Here is a 16,932-nt window from a genome sequence, read left to right as displayed (position 1 = left end):
CGCTCAGGGCAGTTTGATCGCCGACATGTACATCTCGAGGATCGGTCCATAGAGGTCGACCCCGTCGAGTTCGGTGCCGAGCACGACCGACGGCGTCGTGTGGATGAGTACCCGCGCCATGGTCATTGGCGGAATCAGCGAGGTCGCGCCGAGACGGTCCAGATTCTCGATGATGAACTGCCCCAGGGCTTCCACCGCCTCCTCCCGCCGGGCGGCGACCCGTTCCCGCACCTCGGGGTTACGCAGCAGATACAGCGTGAACTCCATCCCGAGCGCGGCGTGCTCGGTACCGCGGTCGGCGCCGAGCCGGCGCCACAGCTCGCCGACCCGGTCCAGCTCTTCGGTGCCCATACTCGATACCGCCGCCAGCACCTCGGCGAACATGTCGAAGTACCGCTGCAGGTATCGATCGTTCACCTCGAGGAAGAGCTCTTCCTTGGTGGCGAAGTGCTTGTAGATCGCGCCCTTGGTGTAGCCGGCGGCATGCGCGATGTCATCGAGTGTTGCCGCCGCGAAACCCTTTTCGGCGAATACCTCTTCGGCAGCATCCAGGAGCAGTCCCCTGGTGCGCTCGAGTCTGCGCTCCCGCGTCCAACGCTCAGCCATGTCAGCGATTATGGCACGAATCCAAGAAACCCCCGGGAATCTGAGATCCCCAGTGGTATATTTCTGTTGGTACAGATACCCCAGGAGCGTGACCGATGACTCCCTCATCGAATTCCACGGCCATCGCCGATTCCGCCCGGACCGCGACTATTCATCGAGGAGGTGCGCTGTGAGCGGACCCTCGGAGCCGAAAAAGGGAACTACTCTCACTGAGCCACTCAGTAAGGTGGCCACCCTCGGCGCACAAGTTCAATCCACCAGCAACGCCGTCAAGATCTGGGCGACTCTCGGTGGCCTGATTCTCGTCTTCCAGATATATGTGTGGTTGCGCTGGATCACCGGCCCCAATTTCGAGCGCGTGCCCACCGGGCCGAGCGATCCGCCGACTTTCATGAAGGTGATTCTCACTGTCTGGACCGCGGTGATCCTGCTCGGCCTGCCGGTCGGCATCTATTTCTTCATCATCCGGCCCTGGCGGCGGGAACGGCGCATAACCCTAGACGGCATGCTGTTCGTGGCCTGCGGCCTGATGTTCTTCCAGGATCCCTTGCTGAACTACTTCAATACGTGGAGTACGTACAACACCTGGATGTTCAATATGGGCTCGTGGGTGCAGGACGTGCCGGGCTGGCAATCCTATGGCGAACCGGGCGCCATGATGGCCGAACCGATCCTGATGAACGCACCGGGCTACTCCTACGGCGTGCTGCTGTGCACGATCCTCGGCTGCTGGGTGATGCGAAAGACCAAGCAGCGCCTCCCCAATATCAGCACGATGGGGCTGATCGGTGTGCTGCTCGTCTGGACGTTCTTCTTCGATCTCGTCATCGAAGGGTTGTTCCTGATGCCGATGGGCCTTTTCACCTACCCGGGCGCACTCCAGGGCTGGTCGATCAACGCAGGCACCTATTACCAGTGGCCGCTGTACGAAGGGCTCATGTGGGGCGGTGTTCAGGCCGGCCTCTGCTCGCTGCGCTATTTCACCGACGACCGTGGCCGGACCGTTGTCGAACGTGGTCTCGATCAGATTCAGGGCGGATTCGTCAAACAGCAGTTCACCCGTTTCCTAGCGATCTTCGCGGCGGTCAGCACATTCTTCTTCGTCGGCTACAACCTGCCCGCGCAGTTCTTCGCCCTGCACACCGATCCGTGGCCCGAGGATATCCAGAAGCGTTCGTATTTCAATATGGGTATCTGCGGTGAAGGGACCGATCGGCTCTGCCCGCATCCCGATCTACCGGTCCCGTTCCGCAACAGCGGCTATATCGATTCGAACGGGCGACTCATTCTGCCCGACGGTGCGGAGCTGCCGAAGATCATTCCCTTCGCCGACACCGACAAAGGAAACTGACATGACCAGTCGATCCAGCGCTGTACTCGACGTTCCGCCCGCACCGTTCTACCGCGCGGTCGGCGACGAAGTGGCAGTCTTTCGCGCGGCGGCCGTCGGCGGCCTGCCGCTGCTGCTCAAGGGCCCCACCGGTTGCGGCAAGACCCGCTTCGTGGAGACCATGGCCGCCGAACTCGGCCGGGAGTTGATCACCGTCGCCGGCCACGAGGACATGACCTCGGCGGATCTGGTGGGCCGTTTCCTGCTCAAGGGCGGCGAAACCGTGTGGGTGGACGGGCCGTTGACGCGGGCCGTGCGGGCAGGCGCCATTTTCTATCTGGACGAGGTCGTCGAGGCGCGCCAGGACACCACCGTGGTGATCCATCCGCTCGCCGATCACCGCCGCGAACTCCCGGTCGACCGGCTCGGGGTGACCTTGCCGGCGGCGCCCGGGTTCCAGCTGGTGATCTCCTACAACCCCGGCTATCAGAGCGTGCTCAAGAACCTCAAGGAGTCGACTCGGCAGCGGTTCGTCGCCATCGAACTCGGCTTCCCGCCGCCCGAGATCGAACGCGAGGTGGTGGCGCACGAAGCCGGGGTCGACGCCGAGACCGCGCGGGCGCTGGTCAGGGTCGGCAGTGCCATCCGCAACCTGGACAACTCGCCACTGCGCGAGGTGTCCTCCACCCGGATGCTGATCCTGGCCGGTGGTCTCGTCGCGGGCGGGCTGAATCTGCGCACTGCCGTGCAATCGGCCGTCGTGCAGGCGCTCTCGGATGACGCGGATATCGTTGCCGCCCTCGGTGAACTCGTCGACGCCGTCCTGCCGCAGCCATGACCGCCGACGATCCGAACGGGCCGGAGAAGTTCCATCTCCTCGCCACCCACCTCGCGGGCAGGTCTGTGGGAATCGCAGAACTGCCCGCGGGTGTGGCCCCGTATACGAACGGCCGGATCGTCTTCGTTTCGGGCGGCGGTACCGAGCAGCGGCGCGAAGTACTCGTGCAGAGCGCGCTGCTCGGTGCCGGGAGCCTGGATCCGGCACTGGTGCGGTCACTGCGGGGGCGTCCCTCGGCGGCGCGCCGCTACCTCGCCCTCGAAGGCCACCGCGTCCTCACCGAACTCGCCCAACGCCTTCCGCTCGCTGCCGGGCTCGGGCTCGACGGCGAACCGAGAACCGCGACCGCCGCGGATTCACTCGCGGCGGCCAAGGGAAGAATGCCGGTCGACGAACCACCGGAGTGGTTCGGCACCATCAAACCCTCCCAGTTGGTGGCGTCGGATCCCGGCCCGGGCGGGCGGGCGACCGATCGAGAATTGCGCTTGGAATTAGACCTCAGCGAGATACCGGAAGCCGGCGAGGAGCTCGAGGACAGCGTCGAGAAGTCCGAGGAGAGCAAGATTCTCAAACTCTTCGAGAATCCGCTCTTCAGCGGCAAGTCGGTGATGGAATTCCTCCGCAAGGCGGCGGGCAGTGCACGGTCCGACGGGGACGGGTCCGCGGGCGCCGAAGCGCCGGTCAGTGCGGTGCGGCGGGCGCGGACGGTCGGACCGGAGGCCCGGCCACTGCCCACCCGGATCAAGTTCACCGATGCCGACAAGCCCGGCGCTGCCGCCGGAATCGGCGGCGCGCTCTATCCGGAGTGGGATGTTTTCAACAGCCGGTACAAACCGGATTGGTGCCGGGTCGTCGATTTTCCGCTGACGGTTCCCGCCGATATCTCGGCCGCGCGGGTTCCCGACGACGATGTGCTCCGGCGGCGGCTGGCTCGGGTAGGACTGGGCCCCAAGGTGTTACGCGGGCGCGCCGACGGCAACGAGCTCGATATCGAGGCGCTCATCGATCTGTTCGTCGATCTGCGTTCGGGCTATTCGCGGCCGGAGAACGTGTACCTCGAACACCGCAGGCTCGAACGCAATCTCGGCGTGCTGATCCTGCTCGATGCCTCCGGCTCCGCCACCGACGCCGACCCCGAGGGCTTGTCCGTGCACGAACATCAGCGGCGCGCGGCCGCCACCCTGGCCGTGACGCTCGAAGAGCTCGGTGACCGGGTCGCGGTGTACGCGTTCCGCTCCGAGGGCCGCCACGCGGTGTACCTGCCTGCGATCAAAACCTTCGATCAGCGGTTCGGCGCTGTCGGGCGAGCCCGGCTCAATCAGCTGCAGCCCTCGAACTACACGCGGCTGGGCGCGGGCATCCGCGGTGCGGGCGAGATCCTGAAAAGTGCAGCGGGAACACAGAATCGGCTATTGGTGGTGCTGTCGGACGGCTGTCCCTACGACGGTGGGTACGAAGGCCGCTACGCCGAGGCCGATGCCGCCAAGGCACTCGAGGAACTGCGCGCCGAGGGTGTGGCCTGTCTGTGCCTGTCCATCGGCACCGCCACGCCCGCCGACGCACTCGAACGCGTCTTCGGCGCCGCCAGTCACGCGGGCGCGGCGACCCTGAGCGAACTGAGCCCGCGCATGGACGAACTGTTCCTGTCCTCGCTGCGCGAACTCGCCGCGCCCACACCGCGGTAGCCATCGAACCGGGAAGAGAAGGCGCGCAATGGAACCCAGCACATCCGCGGTCACCGAGATCAAGGACTGGTCCAAGCAGTACAACCGGCGGCACCCGGTCGCCTCGCTACAGACCGTCGGACGACAGGTCGTGCTCGGACGGGACGCGTTTCGCTACCTCGTCACCGATATCGCGGTGCGGCGCTTTCCCTTCGACGAATTCGTCTCCCAGGCGGTGTTCATGGTGAAGACCTCGCTGCTGCCGACGGTGGCGGTCGCGCTACCCATCAGTGCCACGCTGTCCATCCAGTTCGGTTTGCTGGCCGGGCAGGTCGGGGCCGGTTCACTGGCCGGTGCGGCGAGCGGGCTGGCGGTGATCCGCCAATCGGCGCCCCTGGTCACCGCCATTCTCCTTGCGGCAGCGGTCGGTTCGGCGCTGTGTGCCGATCTGGGTTCGCGCAAGATCCGCGAGGAGATCGACGCCATGGAGGTCATGGGTGTGTCGGTGCTGCGCAAGCTCGTGGTGCCGCGATTGGCCGCGGGAATTCTCATCGCGATGGCGCTCACCAGTGTCAGCTGCTTTGTCGGATTCCTCGCCGGCTACCTGTTCAATGTCTATGTCCAGGACGGGACTCCGGGCAGTTACATGGCGACGTTCTCCTCGTTCGCGACCGCGGGTGACCTGTATCTGGCGATGGTCAAGGCGGCGGTGTTCGGGGTGATCGTGGTCGTGGTCGCCTGCGAGAAGGGACTCAATACCCGGGGTGGGCCTGGTGGTGTGGCGAACTCGGTCAATGCGGCCGTGGTGGCCTCCATCGTCGTGCTCATGGTGGTCAATCTCGGTTTCACCCAGATCTACACCATGCTGTTCCCGAGGACGACACTGTAATGGCCGCCACCTACCTCCCACCGGGTGTCCGGACGGTCATGATCGCGGTGGCCGTGCCGTGGCGTGCCGTCATCAGGTTCGGGCATATGTTCACGTTCTTCGTGCGTGCGGTGGTCTCGATACCGGTGGCGCTGCGGCAGTACAGCCGCGAATCGCTGCGCATCCTGTCCGATGTGACGTGGGGCAACGGCTCGCTGATCGTCGGTGGCGGAACAGCGGGGGTGATGATCATCCTCGGCGCCTCCGCGGGCGGCATCGTCGGCATCGAGGGTTTCAACGCGTTGAAGCTGCTCGGCATGGAACCCGCGACCGGGATGATCGCCGCGACCGCAGCCACCCGCGAACTCGCGCCGATCATGGCCTCGATCGCCTTCGCGGCGCAGGCGGGGTGCCGGTTCACCGCGCAGCTGGGCGCGATGCGGATCGCCGAGGAGATCGACGCGCTCGACGCCATCGCGATCCGGCCTGTCCCCTTCCTCGTCTCGACGCGGCTGATCGCGGCGATCGTGGCGGTGATTCCGTTGTATCTGGCCGCGCTGGCCGCGGACTATCTCGCCGTCGAGTTGTTCGTCGGGTTGGTCGGCGGGCAATCGTTCGGGACCTACGCGCACTATTTCGACCTGGTACTCGGCGGCACCGACATCGTGTTCTCGCTGCTGAAGGCCATTGTCTTCGTCACCATCACCACGACGATCCAGTGCTACTACGGCTATTACGCACGCGGCGGGCCGCAAGGCGTCGGGGTCGCGGCCGGGCGGGCGATGCGCGCGAGTATCACCGTGATGATCTCGGTGAATCTGCTGATGACGTTGGCGCTGTGGGGTTTCGACGCCGGCTCCAGGATCAGTGGGTAGTGCGATGGCGATAGTGTTCGAATCCGACGACCGGCGCCTGTCGAACGGCAAGCTGTTCGTGCGCGGGGTGGCGGCGCTCGCGGTGGTCGCCGCCGCAGTGACAGCGATGATCGCCAGGTCCGAAGGCGCGTTCGCGCAGACCGTCGAGGTAACCGCGATGCTGGTCGATGTCGGCGACGGGCTCCCGAAGCGCTCCGATGTCAAATACCGTGGGGTGCTGGTCGGCAGCGTGGCGGAAGTGGTTCCCGCGTCGGGCGGGCGCCCCACCAAGGTTCGCATCGACCTGGTCCCCGGGCACGCGGCGGGAATTCCGGCGACCGTGACGGCCCGGGTGGTCCCTAGCAACGTGTTCGCGGTGCCCTCGATCCAGCTCATCGACAACGGTCCAGGGCCGGTCCTGTCGGCGGGCGCGTCGATTCCCGAGGATCACAGCCGGGCCAGTGTGCAGCTACAGACCTCGCTGACGGCATTGAGCCGGATCGCCGCCGCGGTCGCCCGGCCCGGCACCGATCCCACCGTCGGGATCTTCGAGACCGTCGAGCGGGCCACCCGGGGCCGGGGTGACGACGCGTTGGCGGCCGCGTCCCAGCTCGAGCGAATTGTGCGCGCCTACAACGCCGAAGCGGTCTCCGGCGGCGAGCTGCCCCTCATCACCGGGCTCGCCGAGGGCGTTCAGGGGTTGCAGCAGTCCGCCCCTGACCTGCTCGCCGCGCTGCACGCTTCGGTCGGACCCATGCGCAGTATCGCCGAACAGCGAGATCGGTTGGCGCAGTTGCTGACCGGTGCCGTCGCGACCTCCGGAACGGTCGGTACGGCGATGACCAATCGGACCGGGACACTGATCGATCTCAACTCCCGGCTCGGCCCGGTCCTGCAGGTGCTCGCGGCGGGCAGCGACAACTTCGTGCAGATGACGACCTCGCAGACCCGGATCGCCAGCGTGTTCGCCCGCGACTTCTGGCAGGTCGGCACCCAGAGTGGCACCGCCAAGGTCATCGTCGAACTCACCCCGCACAAGGTCTACACCCGGACCGACTGCCCCCGCTACGGCGAACTCGCCGGGGCGAGCTGCCACAACGGCCCAGCGGCGGGCGCACCCGTCATCGGCGACGCCGACCAAGTGGTCACGAAACTCGAGCCCCAGCAAGAGATCGCCGAACGCCTCGGCCTACCAGTCGGGTTCGCCGAACTGTTCGGCCTGGCCGCACCGACGGCGGGAGCACCGCGATGAAGCGCCGACGCGAACTCGCCGGACTGACCGCGTTCCTGCTCGTCGCCGCGCTCTTGCTGTGGATGGTCCGGGTGACCCTGCAACGCGATGTCGCCGGTGATACGCATACCTATTCCGCGGTGTTCAGCGATGTTTCGGGGCTGCGCGCCGGTGACGACGTCCGGGTCGCCGGGGTGCAGGTGGGGCGGGTCGACACCATCGCGATCCACGGACCGCACGCGAAAGTCACCTTCCGGCTGCACCAGGATCAGCCGGTCTACGGCAACACCCGCGCCGCGATCATTTACCAGAATCTGATCGGCCAGCGCTACCTCGGACTCAGTTTGGCCGATTTCGGCGACCCGGCTCGGCTGGCGCCGGGCGCGGTGATCCCGCTCGAACACACCGAGCCCTCTTTCGATCTTTCCGGTCTGCTCAACGGTTTTCAGCCTTTGTTCAGCACCCTCGACCCGAGCGATGTCGACAATCTGACCTCCGCGTTGATCCGGGCACTGCAGGGTGATGACGGCGCGGTCGCCGCGTTGATCACCGAAACCGCCACGCTGGCACAGTCTTTCGCCGGGCCGGACCAGATCCTCGGCGCGCTCATCGACAATCTCACGGTCGTCATGACCACGCTGGCCGGGCAGAGCGACGGGATGCGGGCGACGATCGCCCAGACGCGCAAGATCTTCGACGGGCTCGCGGGCAAGCGCGATGCGCTGATGGACCAGACCGGCCGGATCGCCACCGTGCTCGCCGATGCCGCGACCGTCGTCGATGGTGCGAGTCCGGCGCTGAACGAGTTCATGCGTCGCGAGCCCGGCTTCGCGAGCCATTTCGTCGACGGCAGAGAGCGTTTCGCCTATCTCGGTTTCAATCTTCCGCAGCTGCTGAAGTCGATGGTGCGGGCGACCGACAGCGGCGCGTTCGTCAACGCCTATGTCTGCGACATCACCTTCAGCATCGTGCCGGGGATCGATCCGGTGATCTCGCAGATCCTGGCAGCCGCCTCGCCGACCGGCCGTCCCCAGAACTCCGCGATCTGCAGGTAGGACCATGATGAAGACACCGCGCGCCCTCGTCCGCCTGCTGCCGCGTCCCGGCCGTGGCGTTTCCGATACGGATCAGTCGCTGCGCATCGGTCTCATCGCGGTCCTCACGATGGTGCTGGTGCTGGTCGCGATGGTCACCGTCAATTCGCTCCAGCTCGGAACACGGACCTGGTGTGCGGAATTCGCGCAGGCCGCGGGGATCGGTGCAGGCGATTCGGTGACCTGGGCCGGCATCCCGGTGGGGACGGTGACCAGCACAGAGCTCGTCGGTGACCTCGTGGAGGTGACGATGAAGATCGACGACGAGGTCACCTTGGGGGCCGACACGGCGGCCGCGATCAAGTTGACCACGCTGCTGGGATCGCGCTATGTGGAGCTGCGCTCGAACGGTGTCGGCGCGCTACCCGGCAATCGTATTCCGTTGTCGCACACCGCTGTTCCGTACGATCTCGAGACCGCGCTGCAGGATGCCACCACCACGTTCGATCAGCTCGACGCCGACCAGATCGCCCAGTCCATGACGGCGCTCTCGCAGGGACTCGACGGTGTCCCCGCCCTGGTCCCCGGCATCCTGCGCGACGTGCGATCGCTGTCGACCGTCATCGCTACCCGCCGCCAGCAGATCGGCGACCTGCTCACCACGACCGGCCAGGTCAGCACCGTCATCCGTACGCAACAGGCCGAACTCGGCGCGGTCATCGGTGAGGGCAGCGCCGTGCTGGGGCGCATCGTCGCCCGCCAGGACGCGCTGCGCCGGCTGCTCGACGCGGTCACCACCCTGGTCCGGCGACTCGAACCGATCGTGGTCGGCGAGGCGACCGAGATCGAACAGCTGCTGACCGATCTGCGCGAGATGACCGCGATGCTGGCCGGCCACGACGACCTGCTCCGCAACATCCTGCAGATCCTGCCGGTGCCGTGGCGGATGTTCGCCAATGCCACCGGCACCGGCGCGGAACTCAACGCCAATGCCCCCGACGGCGCGTTCATCGACTCCTGGATGTGCGCGTTGAGTACCACCGCTGTCGCCGCGGGCCGAGCCCCCTACCTCCAGGACTGCCGATGAGCGTCACCCTGTCCACCTTCAAGCTGGCCGTCGTCAGCCTGACCGCCGCCTGTCTGGCCGGATGTTCTTCCGGCGCGGACACATCCACCACCATCACCGCCCACTTCGCCAACGCCAACGGGCTCTACGAGGGCAACGTGGTCTCGGTGCTCGGGATGCGGGTGGGCCGGATCGTGCGCATCGACGCCCGCGGCGGCGCGGTCGAAGTCCAGATGCGCGTCGACGGCGGCATTCGGCTGCCCGCCGACGTGCAGGCGGTCACGATCTCGGACTCGATCCTCACCGACCGCCACGTCGAACTCACCCCGGTCTACCGCGGCGGGCCCACTCTGCGTTCGGGTGCGGTGCTGGACACGGCACACACGAAATCGCCGGTCGAGTTCGATGCCCTGCTGTCGATGGCCCAGCAGCTGTCCGGCTCGCTCGGCGGCGACGGCAACGGCTCGGGGCCGATCGCGGACCTGATGAACCTGGGGTCCGCGGCGACCAGCGGCAACGGCGAGGACATGCGCGCCGCGCTCGGCGAACTCTCGCGCGCGCTGCAACTGGGCGAGGATCACGGTGCTGCCACCCGCGACGCGATCACCACCGTCGTCGGCAACCTCGACGCACTGACCGCCGCGGCCGCGCGCAACGACACGACGTTGCGTGAATTCGGCGGCGCCGTAGCACAACTCAGCGATTTCCTGGCCGAGCAGCAACTGGGTACCGGCGCGACCGGGGCCGCGATGAACAGAATCATCGTGGCGGTGACCGACCTGCTCCGACGCCACCAGGGCACCATCGCCGGCCTGACGACCGATGCCAACACCCTCACCGGTTCCCTGGCCGCCTACGACTACAACCTCGCCGCGTTCCTCGACGTATTCCCGATGGTTGTCGACAACGCCTACCACTCCGTCGACCAGAAGGTCGGCGCGCTGCGTGCCTCGGTCGACATCAACCGGCTGCTGCTAGACGGCCAGATGGTCAAGGAGGTCTGCAATCTGCTGCAGCTGCGCAATCTCGGCTGCGACACCGGGACCATGCGCGACATGGGCCCGGATTTCGGCATAACCGCCATCCTGGCGGGCCTCGCGGAGAAGAACGGCCGATGACTACCAAGGTGATTCGGACCGTCGCCACCGCCGCCACGCTCGCCCTATCGGCCACCGGATGCGCCGTGGGACTGGACCGGCTACCGCTGCCCGCACCGGGACTCGGTGGTGACACCTACACCCTCACCGCGACGTTCTCCAACGCCCTCAATCTCCCGACCAAAGCCAAGGTGAAGCTGCACGGCGCCGATATCGGCCAGGTCGAAGCCATGTCCGCGCGCGACTACACCGCGATGGTCACCCTGCGGATCACCTCGACCGTCCGGCTGCCGCTCGGCACGTCGGCAGAGCTGCGGTCGGCCACCCCGATGGGCGATGTCTTCGTCGCGATGAAACCGCCGCGGATCGTCGAGCCCGGCACCGGTGTGCTCGACGACGGCAGCGCGATCATGCTGGAATCGACCTCGGCCGCGTCGACGATCGAGGAAATGCTCACTCGCGCATCACTTCTGGTCAGCGGCGGCACCATCGAATACCTCACCACCGTGATCTCCGCACTCAGCGAGCACGTCGGCGGACGCGGTGAGCGCCTCGCCGAACTGCTCGCCGAGACCCGCACGCTGCTCGGCTCACTGTCGGCCCGGTCGGGACAGATCAACGAACTCCTGCACTCCGCCGCCGATCTCAGCGCGACCGTCGCCGCCGGGCAGGGCACCCTGTCCGATACCGTCGCCGCGGCCGGACCGGCGATGCAGGTGCTGGCCGAGAACACCGGTTCGATCGTCACCCTGGTGGAGCGCATCGACACCATCGCCACGCAGCTCGCCCGGTTCCCGAGTATCCAGGGCACCAACTCCACGAGTATGGCCGCCAATATCAACCGGCTCGCCGCCGGTCTCAATGCCGCGGCCACCAACCCCGACGCAGACCTCGGCGAGATCAACACCATGCTCGGCATCGTCATCAAAATGATCAGTGGGCCCAACGGTCACGTCAAAGCCGACGTGACCGGGATCGCGATCCCCGATCCCGTGTTCCCCGCCACCTCCGGTGCCAGACCGCCCGATCTCACCGACTGGACGGCGTTCGTCGGCTCGCTCCAGCACATGCTCGCCCGGCTGGGCAACCGTCTGGAAGGCACGCCACGATGACCTCGCGCCGCAGCGTCTGGGATGGACCCGCCGCCCTGCTCGTCGGCGGTGTCCGCCACGCACACCGGTATCGGGCAGCGGTCTCACTACTCGGCCTGCTCGCGATTCTCGGTGGTGCCTGTGGGCATCTGATCTTCAACACCCTCGGCATCGATCCGCTGAGCAGGCCCTATCAGGTCCGCGTCGAACTGGACCGATCCGGCGGGCTACTGCCCGGACAGGAAGTCACCTTGCGCGGGGTTCGGGTGGGGCGCATCGATTCCGTCGCGGTCGCCGGCGAGGCCGTGGTTGTCGTCGCCGCGATCGACGAGCATGTTCGAATTCCGGCTTCCGGCAAGGTCCGGGCCGCGGCCCTGTCCGCAGCCGGCGAGCAGTACCTGGATTTCGTTCCGGCCGGTGACGACGGGCCCTATCTGACCGACGGAGCGCTGATCACCGCCGATCGCACATCCACGCCGGTGCCGATGTCGGACATGCTCGAAAGCCTCAGTGGCACACTGTCTCAGATCGATCCGGCCCGGCTCGCGGCGATCTCCGCGGAACTGGGTGTCGGCCAGGCGGGCCCGGACAAGCTGGCGGCGATCATCGACGGTGGGACGTTCCTGATCTCGACCCTGGACACGACACTGCCGCACACGGTGAACCTGCTCCGCAACAGCAGAGTCGTGCTGACCACGCTGTACGACGGTCAAAACGCGCTGCGGTCCACCTCGGCGAACCTGTCGGCCACGCTCGGCGGTGTGTCCTCGATGACCGGCGGATTCGAACAGCTCGTCGCGCAGACCCCACCGCTGCTGTCCACTCTCGACATCATCCTCGCGGAGAACTCACCGACGATGGTTCAACTGCTGGGCAACCTGGTCACCGTCTCCCAGGTTGCCTACTCCCGGATCCCCGCCCTCAACGAATTCTTCTTCCCCCAGCAACGCGCCGGATCGGCCCTCGACGCGGTGACCTCGGCCTTTCACGACGGCGGTGTGTGGGCGCTGGCGAGCATCTACCCCCGCTACGCCTGCGACTACAACGTGCCGCGAAGGGCCGGTTCCATCCCGGACTACGCCGATCCGTACGTGAACGCGGACTGCACCGATCCCGATCCGACCCTGATGCCGCGCGGTGCGCGCAACGCTCCCCGCCCCACCAATGACCCCGTGCGGCCGCCGCCGGTCGGCGATCCCTTGCAGACCGCCGATCCCGCGCCGACCGGGCCACTCACCGTCCCGACTCCCTACGGCGGCCCCTACGCCCCGGTCCCACGCTGAAAGATTCCGCACGCAGGATCCAATACCGTCGAATCCGTTCCCCCACCGTCTCCTGGGTGGTAGCGTCGCGCCATCAGTAACACAGTTACTCATGGATGCGGCAGACGCTGGCTGTGTCCGAATACCTCAGTGGCACAACAGCTTCCAGGAAAGGCGGCCTCGCACATCGGGGTCGAATCCAACCCATGAATTCCTTGTTCACACGGACGGCGCGACGCTGCGCCGCCGTCGCGGCGGTAACGCTGCTGATGCCGCTCGGTGCGGCGACTATCCAGCCCGCCGCAGGCGCACCGGCCGGGCAGGCCGAGTGCCTACCCGGCTCCCTCCCGGAAACCGGACTGCAGGGCGATGTGCCCGCCGCAGACCGTGACAGCGGCCGCACCCGGGACGGATTCCGGTGCAATATGCGCCTGCTCGGCAGTTCGGCAGGCCGTGGCGGCGGCATCACCTCCGTGACCTACAACCACTGCGCCTACATCGGCACCTTCTTTCCCGGCAACCTGCTCGGCCCCGACACCGGTGTGCGCGTGCTCGATGTCGCCGATCCGACCGCCCCGGTACAGACCGCTACGCTGAACGAACCCGCCATGCTGGCCGGGACGTGGGAGAGCCTGAAGGTGAACGCGGCGCGAAAACTGCTGGTGGGCGCGGGCGTTCCCGCACTGACCGGCGCCGGGCTGCTGTCGGTCTACGACATCTCCGACTGCGCACACCCGCGCCTGCTCAATCCGGGTCCCGGCACCGACCTGGCACTGCCAGTGCCGATCACCGCCCATGAGGGCGGCTTCTCCCCCGACGGGCGAACCTACTGGGCATCAGGAACAGCACCGGGGCTGCTCAGCGCCGTCGATCTCACCGATCCGGCGAACCCCCGCGTGATCTGGCAAGGTCTGGCCGGGTTGTCGATGCACGGATTCGGCCTCTCCCCCGACGGCAATCGGATGTATCTGGCCAACAACATCGGCGGGATGAAGATCCTCGATGTGAGCGCGGTGCAGCGGCGCGATCCCGAACCACGCGTGCAGGAACTGGCCGATATGCCCTGGACCGACGGCTGGGCCACCCAGCACACCGTTCCCGTGAGCTACCGGGGTGTGCCGTATGTCTTCGCCGTCGACGAAGCCGGATCAGGTGGGGTCAAGCTCATCGACGTCTCCGACGATCGTCGGCCCCGGCTGGCGCAGTCGATCAAACTCGCGATCAACCTGCCGGAGAACCAGGACAGCATGATCGCCTCGGCCTCGGGCGGCTCGCTGTTCGCCTACGACGCGCACTATTGCGCCGCCGATCGGCCGACCGACCCCACCGCGCTGGCCTGCAGCTGGACCTCGTCGGGTATCCGGGTGTTCGATGTGCGCGATCCCGGGGCAGTTCGCGAGATCGCCTACTTCAATCCGCCCGCGCGGACGGGCGAGAACGCCGAGCTGTGGAACTCGCCGCACGCGCTCGCCTCGATCATCGGGCCGCCGCTGCTCGCGGCGCCGACCGTGGCCCAGGCGATGCTGCAAGGGCAGTTCGATCCGCAGCAGGCACTCAGTTCACGCACCGGCACACTGACTTTCGGTGATCTGTCCACGGATTGGTGCTTCTCGCCACCCGAATGGCGCGGGAACCAGCTGTGGACCACCTGCGCCGACAACGGATTCCTGGCGCTCGAGCTCGCACCGACGGTGTACACCCCGCCCGCCGGTCAGGCATCGACCACCGGATCATGACCCAGCACAACCTCTTTCGTGCAGCGCTGCTGGCCGGCCTCGCCCTCCTGCTGCTGGCGATGGGCATGGCTTTGCGGCCGGTACTGATCCCCGGCGACGCCGCGCGGGACCCGTTGCTGAACGCGACCGAGATCGGTTTCGTGCAGGACATGGTCGCGCATCACAGTCAGGCCTTGCTGCTGGTGCAGCGACTCGATCGCGGTGTGGAGCCGTCGGTGGCGGCATTGGCCGACCAGATAGCCGACACCCAGCGCGCCGAACTCGGAATGCTGCTCGGCTGGTTGCGGTTGGCGAACGCACCGGTCACCGCCGAGCGGCCGATGGCCTGGATGGCGCAGTCCGCGACTCACCGACACCGGGCCGCGTCGCCTGATTCGGCAATGCCGGGAATGGCGACAACCGCCGAACTCGACCAGCTCGCCGCTGCCCGCGCCGGGCAGGCCGAGGTCCTGTTCCTGCAGCTCATGCGCCGCCACCACTACGGCGGAGTCGAGATGGCCGCCGACGCCGACGCACTGCTCACCGGCGGCGAAGTCGAACGCACCGCGCGCGGCATGGTGACCGAGCAGGGCCGCGAAGCCGGACTGCTCGACCTACTCCTCGCTCGACGTGGTGTCTGAACCGCTCCTGTATCCCCGAACTACGAAAGTTGCTGACATGTCCGAGTTCACCCGCCGCTCACTACTGACCGGTGCCGCGGCCGCAGGGCTCGCCTTGGCCGCGACGCGTACCGCCTCGGCACACACCGGCATAGCGGTGCGCACCGGCGGTGTGCCGCTCACCAGGCACGAACGCCGGGCCGTCGTGATCGGTTCCGGATTCGGCGGCGGCGTCACCGCGCTGCGGCTGGCGCAGGCCGGCGTCGACGTGCTGATGCTCGAACGCGGCAGGCGCTGGGAAACCGGCCCCAACTCCGAAACCTTCCCGCGCGCCTCAGCGCCCGACAAACGCCTGCTCTGGCACCGCTCCAACCCGGTATTGTTCGGCCGCCCACTGCTATTCGAGCCGTACACCGGCCTGGTGGAGGCGGTGGCCGGTGCCGGGATGACCGCACTGTGCGCCGCGGGCCTCGGCGGTGGCTCGCTGGTCTACCAGGGCATGTCGCTACAGCCCAGCCGCGAGGTGTTCGAAACCCATCTGCCGACCGAGCTCGACTGGGGGCTGATGGACCGGGTCCACTACCCCCGCGTCGCCCGCATGCTCGGCCTCGCCACCGCGCCTGACGAGCTGGTCGAGCACGAGAACTACCAGGCAGCACGGATTTTCGCCGATCGAGTGCGCGCCGCGGGGATGCCGCTGTCGAAGATCCCGATGCCGATCGACTGGAACTACGCGCTGGCCGAACTGCGCGGGGAGATGAAGCCGTCCTACACCAACGGCGACGGCGCGATGGGCGTGAACAACGGCGGCAAGAACTCCGTCGACGTCACCTACGTGGAAGCGGCCGAGGCCACCGGACGGGTCGACGTGCAGACCCTGCACGAGGTCACCGATATCGAACGCGCCCCCGACGGGCGCTGGGTGGTGCGCGTCGACCGGCTCGACACCGCGGGCACCGTACTCGAGAACAAGATCATCACCACCCCGACGCTGGTGCTCGCGGCAGGCAGCCTCAACACCACCCGGCTGCTCGTGCGGGCGGGCGCCAAGGGCCAGATCCCCGACCTGCCCGACGGGCTCGGCGGCGGCTGGGGCACCAACGCGGACCGAATCTATGTGTGGCGCAACCCTTCCGCCGGATTCGGCACCGCCCAGGGCGGGCCCGTGGTGTACGGCAGCAAGAACTGGGACGACCCGAACTCGGCGTTCACCGTTGTCCAAGCCTCGATTCCACCGCTGGCCGTCGACCCGGGTAGCACCATGCTGGTCGGTTACGGCGTGAGCAGCGGGCGCGGCGAGTTCGTCTACGAGTCGGGCACCGACAGCGCGACCCTGCGCTGGCCCGGCGACGGCGACCGGGCGATCCAGGACGGCCACATCGACCCGGCCGTGCGCCGCATCGCCGGACCCGACAGCATGCTCCTCGACACCAACGCGGTGTTCCCGTCCACCTGGCATCCGCTGGGCGGCGCGAATATGGGCACGGTCTGCGATCTGGACGGGCGAGTACTCGGCCAGCGCGGCCTCTACGTCCTCGACGGCGCCCTCATGCCCGGCAACACCGCCGCGTGCAATCCGTCGATGACGATCGCGGCGGTCGCCGAACGCGCACTCGACAATCTCGTCCGCACCGATGTCGGGACGGTGATCTGAGC

At 67.2% G+C, this 16,932-nt stretch carries 15 protein-coding genes; 14 read left to right on the top strand and 1 reads right to left on the bottom strand.

The features are described 5' to 3' along the window. Positions 1-3 precede the first annotated feature (3 nt). A complete protein-coding gene (locus tag ACFVJ5_RS05370) occupies positions 4-606 on the bottom strand; it encodes a TetR/AcrR family transcriptional regulator (protein ID WP_379218638.1) in 603 nt (200 codons plus the stop codon). 169 nt (positions 607-775) lie between these two features. Here ACFVJ5_RS05370 and ACFVJ5_RS05365 point away from each other — a divergent pair, with 169 nt between their 5' ends. The 14 genes from ACFVJ5_RS05365 (at position 776) to ACFVJ5_RS05300 (ending at position 16,930) form a co-directional block, all read left to right on the top strand. After that, positions 776-1,957 (top strand): spirocyclase AveC family protein, encoded by a 1,182-nt coding sequence (locus ACFVJ5_RS05365; protein ID WP_379219787.1) that lies wholly within the window; start codon positions 776-778, stop codon positions 1,955-1,957. Position 1,958: 1 nt separating this feature from the next. Further along, positions 1,959-2,774, top strand: a complete 816-nt coding sequence (locus ACFVJ5_RS05360; protein WP_379218637.1) for a CbbQ/NirQ/NorQ/GpvN family protein — start codon at positions 1,959-1,961, stop codon at positions 2,772-2,774. Beyond that, positions 2,771-4,459, top strand: a complete 1,689-nt coding sequence (locus ACFVJ5_RS05355; RefSeq protein WP_379218636.1) for a nitric oxide reductase activation protein NorD — start codon at positions 2,771-2,773, stop codon at positions 4,457-4,459. Before ACFVJ5_RS05360 ends, ACFVJ5_RS05355 begins: the two co-directional genes overlap by 4 nt. A gap of 28 nt (positions 4,460-4,487) precedes the next feature. Next, on the top strand, positions 4,488-5,327 hold the full coding sequence (locus tag ACFVJ5_RS05350) for an MlaE family ABC transporter permease (RefSeq protein WP_379218635.1): 840 nt from the start codon (positions 4,488-4,490) through the stop codon (positions 5,325-5,327). Beyond that, the gene (locus tag ACFVJ5_RS05345; protein ID WP_379218634.1) at positions 5,327-6,181 is read left to right on the top strand and encodes an ABC transporter permease; all 855 of its coding nucleotides are present in this window, start codon (positions 5,327-5,329) and stop codon (positions 6,179-6,181) included. Before ACFVJ5_RS05350 ends, ACFVJ5_RS05345 begins: the two co-directional genes overlap by 1 nt. 4 nt (positions 6,182-6,185) lie before the next feature. Further along, the gene (locus tag ACFVJ5_RS05340) at positions 6,186-7,412 is read left to right on the top strand and encodes an MCE family protein (RefSeq protein WP_379218633.1); all 1,227 of its coding nucleotides are present in this window, start codon (positions 6,186-6,188) and stop codon (positions 7,410-7,412) included. Then, positions 7,409-8,446: an MCE family protein gene (locus tag ACFVJ5_RS05335; RefSeq protein ID WP_379218632.1), complete on the top strand. Its 1,038-nt coding sequence runs from the start codon at positions 7,409-7,411 to the stop codon at positions 8,444-8,446. Before ACFVJ5_RS05340 ends, ACFVJ5_RS05335 begins: the two co-directional genes overlap by 4 nt. 4 nt (positions 8,447-8,450) lie before the next feature. Continuing rightward, the gene (locus ACFVJ5_RS05330) at positions 8,451-9,512 is read left to right on the top strand and encodes an MCE family protein (RefSeq protein WP_379218631.1); all 1,062 of its coding nucleotides are present in this window, start codon (positions 8,451-8,453) and stop codon (positions 9,510-9,512) included. Further along, positions 9,509-10,609 (top strand): MlaD family protein, encoded by a 1,101-nt coding sequence (locus ACFVJ5_RS05325; RefSeq protein WP_379218630.1) that lies wholly within the window; start codon positions 9,509-9,511, stop codon positions 10,607-10,609. Before ACFVJ5_RS05330 ends, ACFVJ5_RS05325 begins: the two co-directional genes overlap by 4 nt. Further along, positions 10,606-11,700, top strand: coding sequence for an MlaD family protein (locus ACFVJ5_RS05320; RefSeq protein ID WP_379218629.1), 1,095 nt, complete (start codon positions 10,606-10,608; stop codon positions 11,698-11,700). The genes ACFVJ5_RS05325 and ACFVJ5_RS05320 overlap by 4 nt, the downstream gene beginning before the upstream one ends. Continuing rightward, positions 11,697-12,962 carry an MlaD family protein gene (locus ACFVJ5_RS05315; protein WP_379218628.1) on the top strand — a complete coding sequence of 422 codons (1,266 nt, stop codon included), beginning with the start codon at positions 11,697-11,699 and terminating at the stop codon, positions 12,960-12,962. Before ACFVJ5_RS05320 ends, ACFVJ5_RS05315 begins: the two co-directional genes overlap by 4 nt. Positions 12,963-13,147: 185 nt before the next feature. Continuing rightward, positions 13,148-14,677, top strand: coding sequence for an LVIVD repeat-containing protein (locus tag ACFVJ5_RS05310; RefSeq protein ID WP_379218627.1), 1,530 nt, complete (start codon positions 13,148-13,150; stop codon positions 14,675-14,677). Beyond that, on the top strand, positions 14,674-15,297 hold the full coding sequence (locus tag ACFVJ5_RS05305; protein WP_379218626.1) for a DUF305 domain-containing protein: 624 nt from the start codon (positions 14,674-14,676) through the stop codon (positions 15,295-15,297). The genes ACFVJ5_RS05310 and ACFVJ5_RS05305 overlap by 4 nt, the downstream gene beginning before the upstream one ends. A gap of 37 nt (positions 15,298-15,334) precedes the next feature. Then, positions 15,335-16,930 (top strand): GMC oxidoreductase, encoded by a 1,596-nt coding sequence (locus ACFVJ5_RS05300; RefSeq protein WP_379218625.1) that lies wholly within the window; start codon positions 15,335-15,337, stop codon positions 16,928-16,930. Positions 16,931-16,932: the final 2 nt, after the last annotated feature.

It is taken from the genome of Nocardia sp. NPDC127606 (assembly GCF_042671725.1).
Taxonomy (GTDB): domain Bacteria; phylum Actinomycetota; class Actinomycetes; order Mycobacteriales; family Mycobacteriaceae; genus Nocardia.
This window is presented reverse-complemented; position numbering and strand designations above follow the sequence as displayed.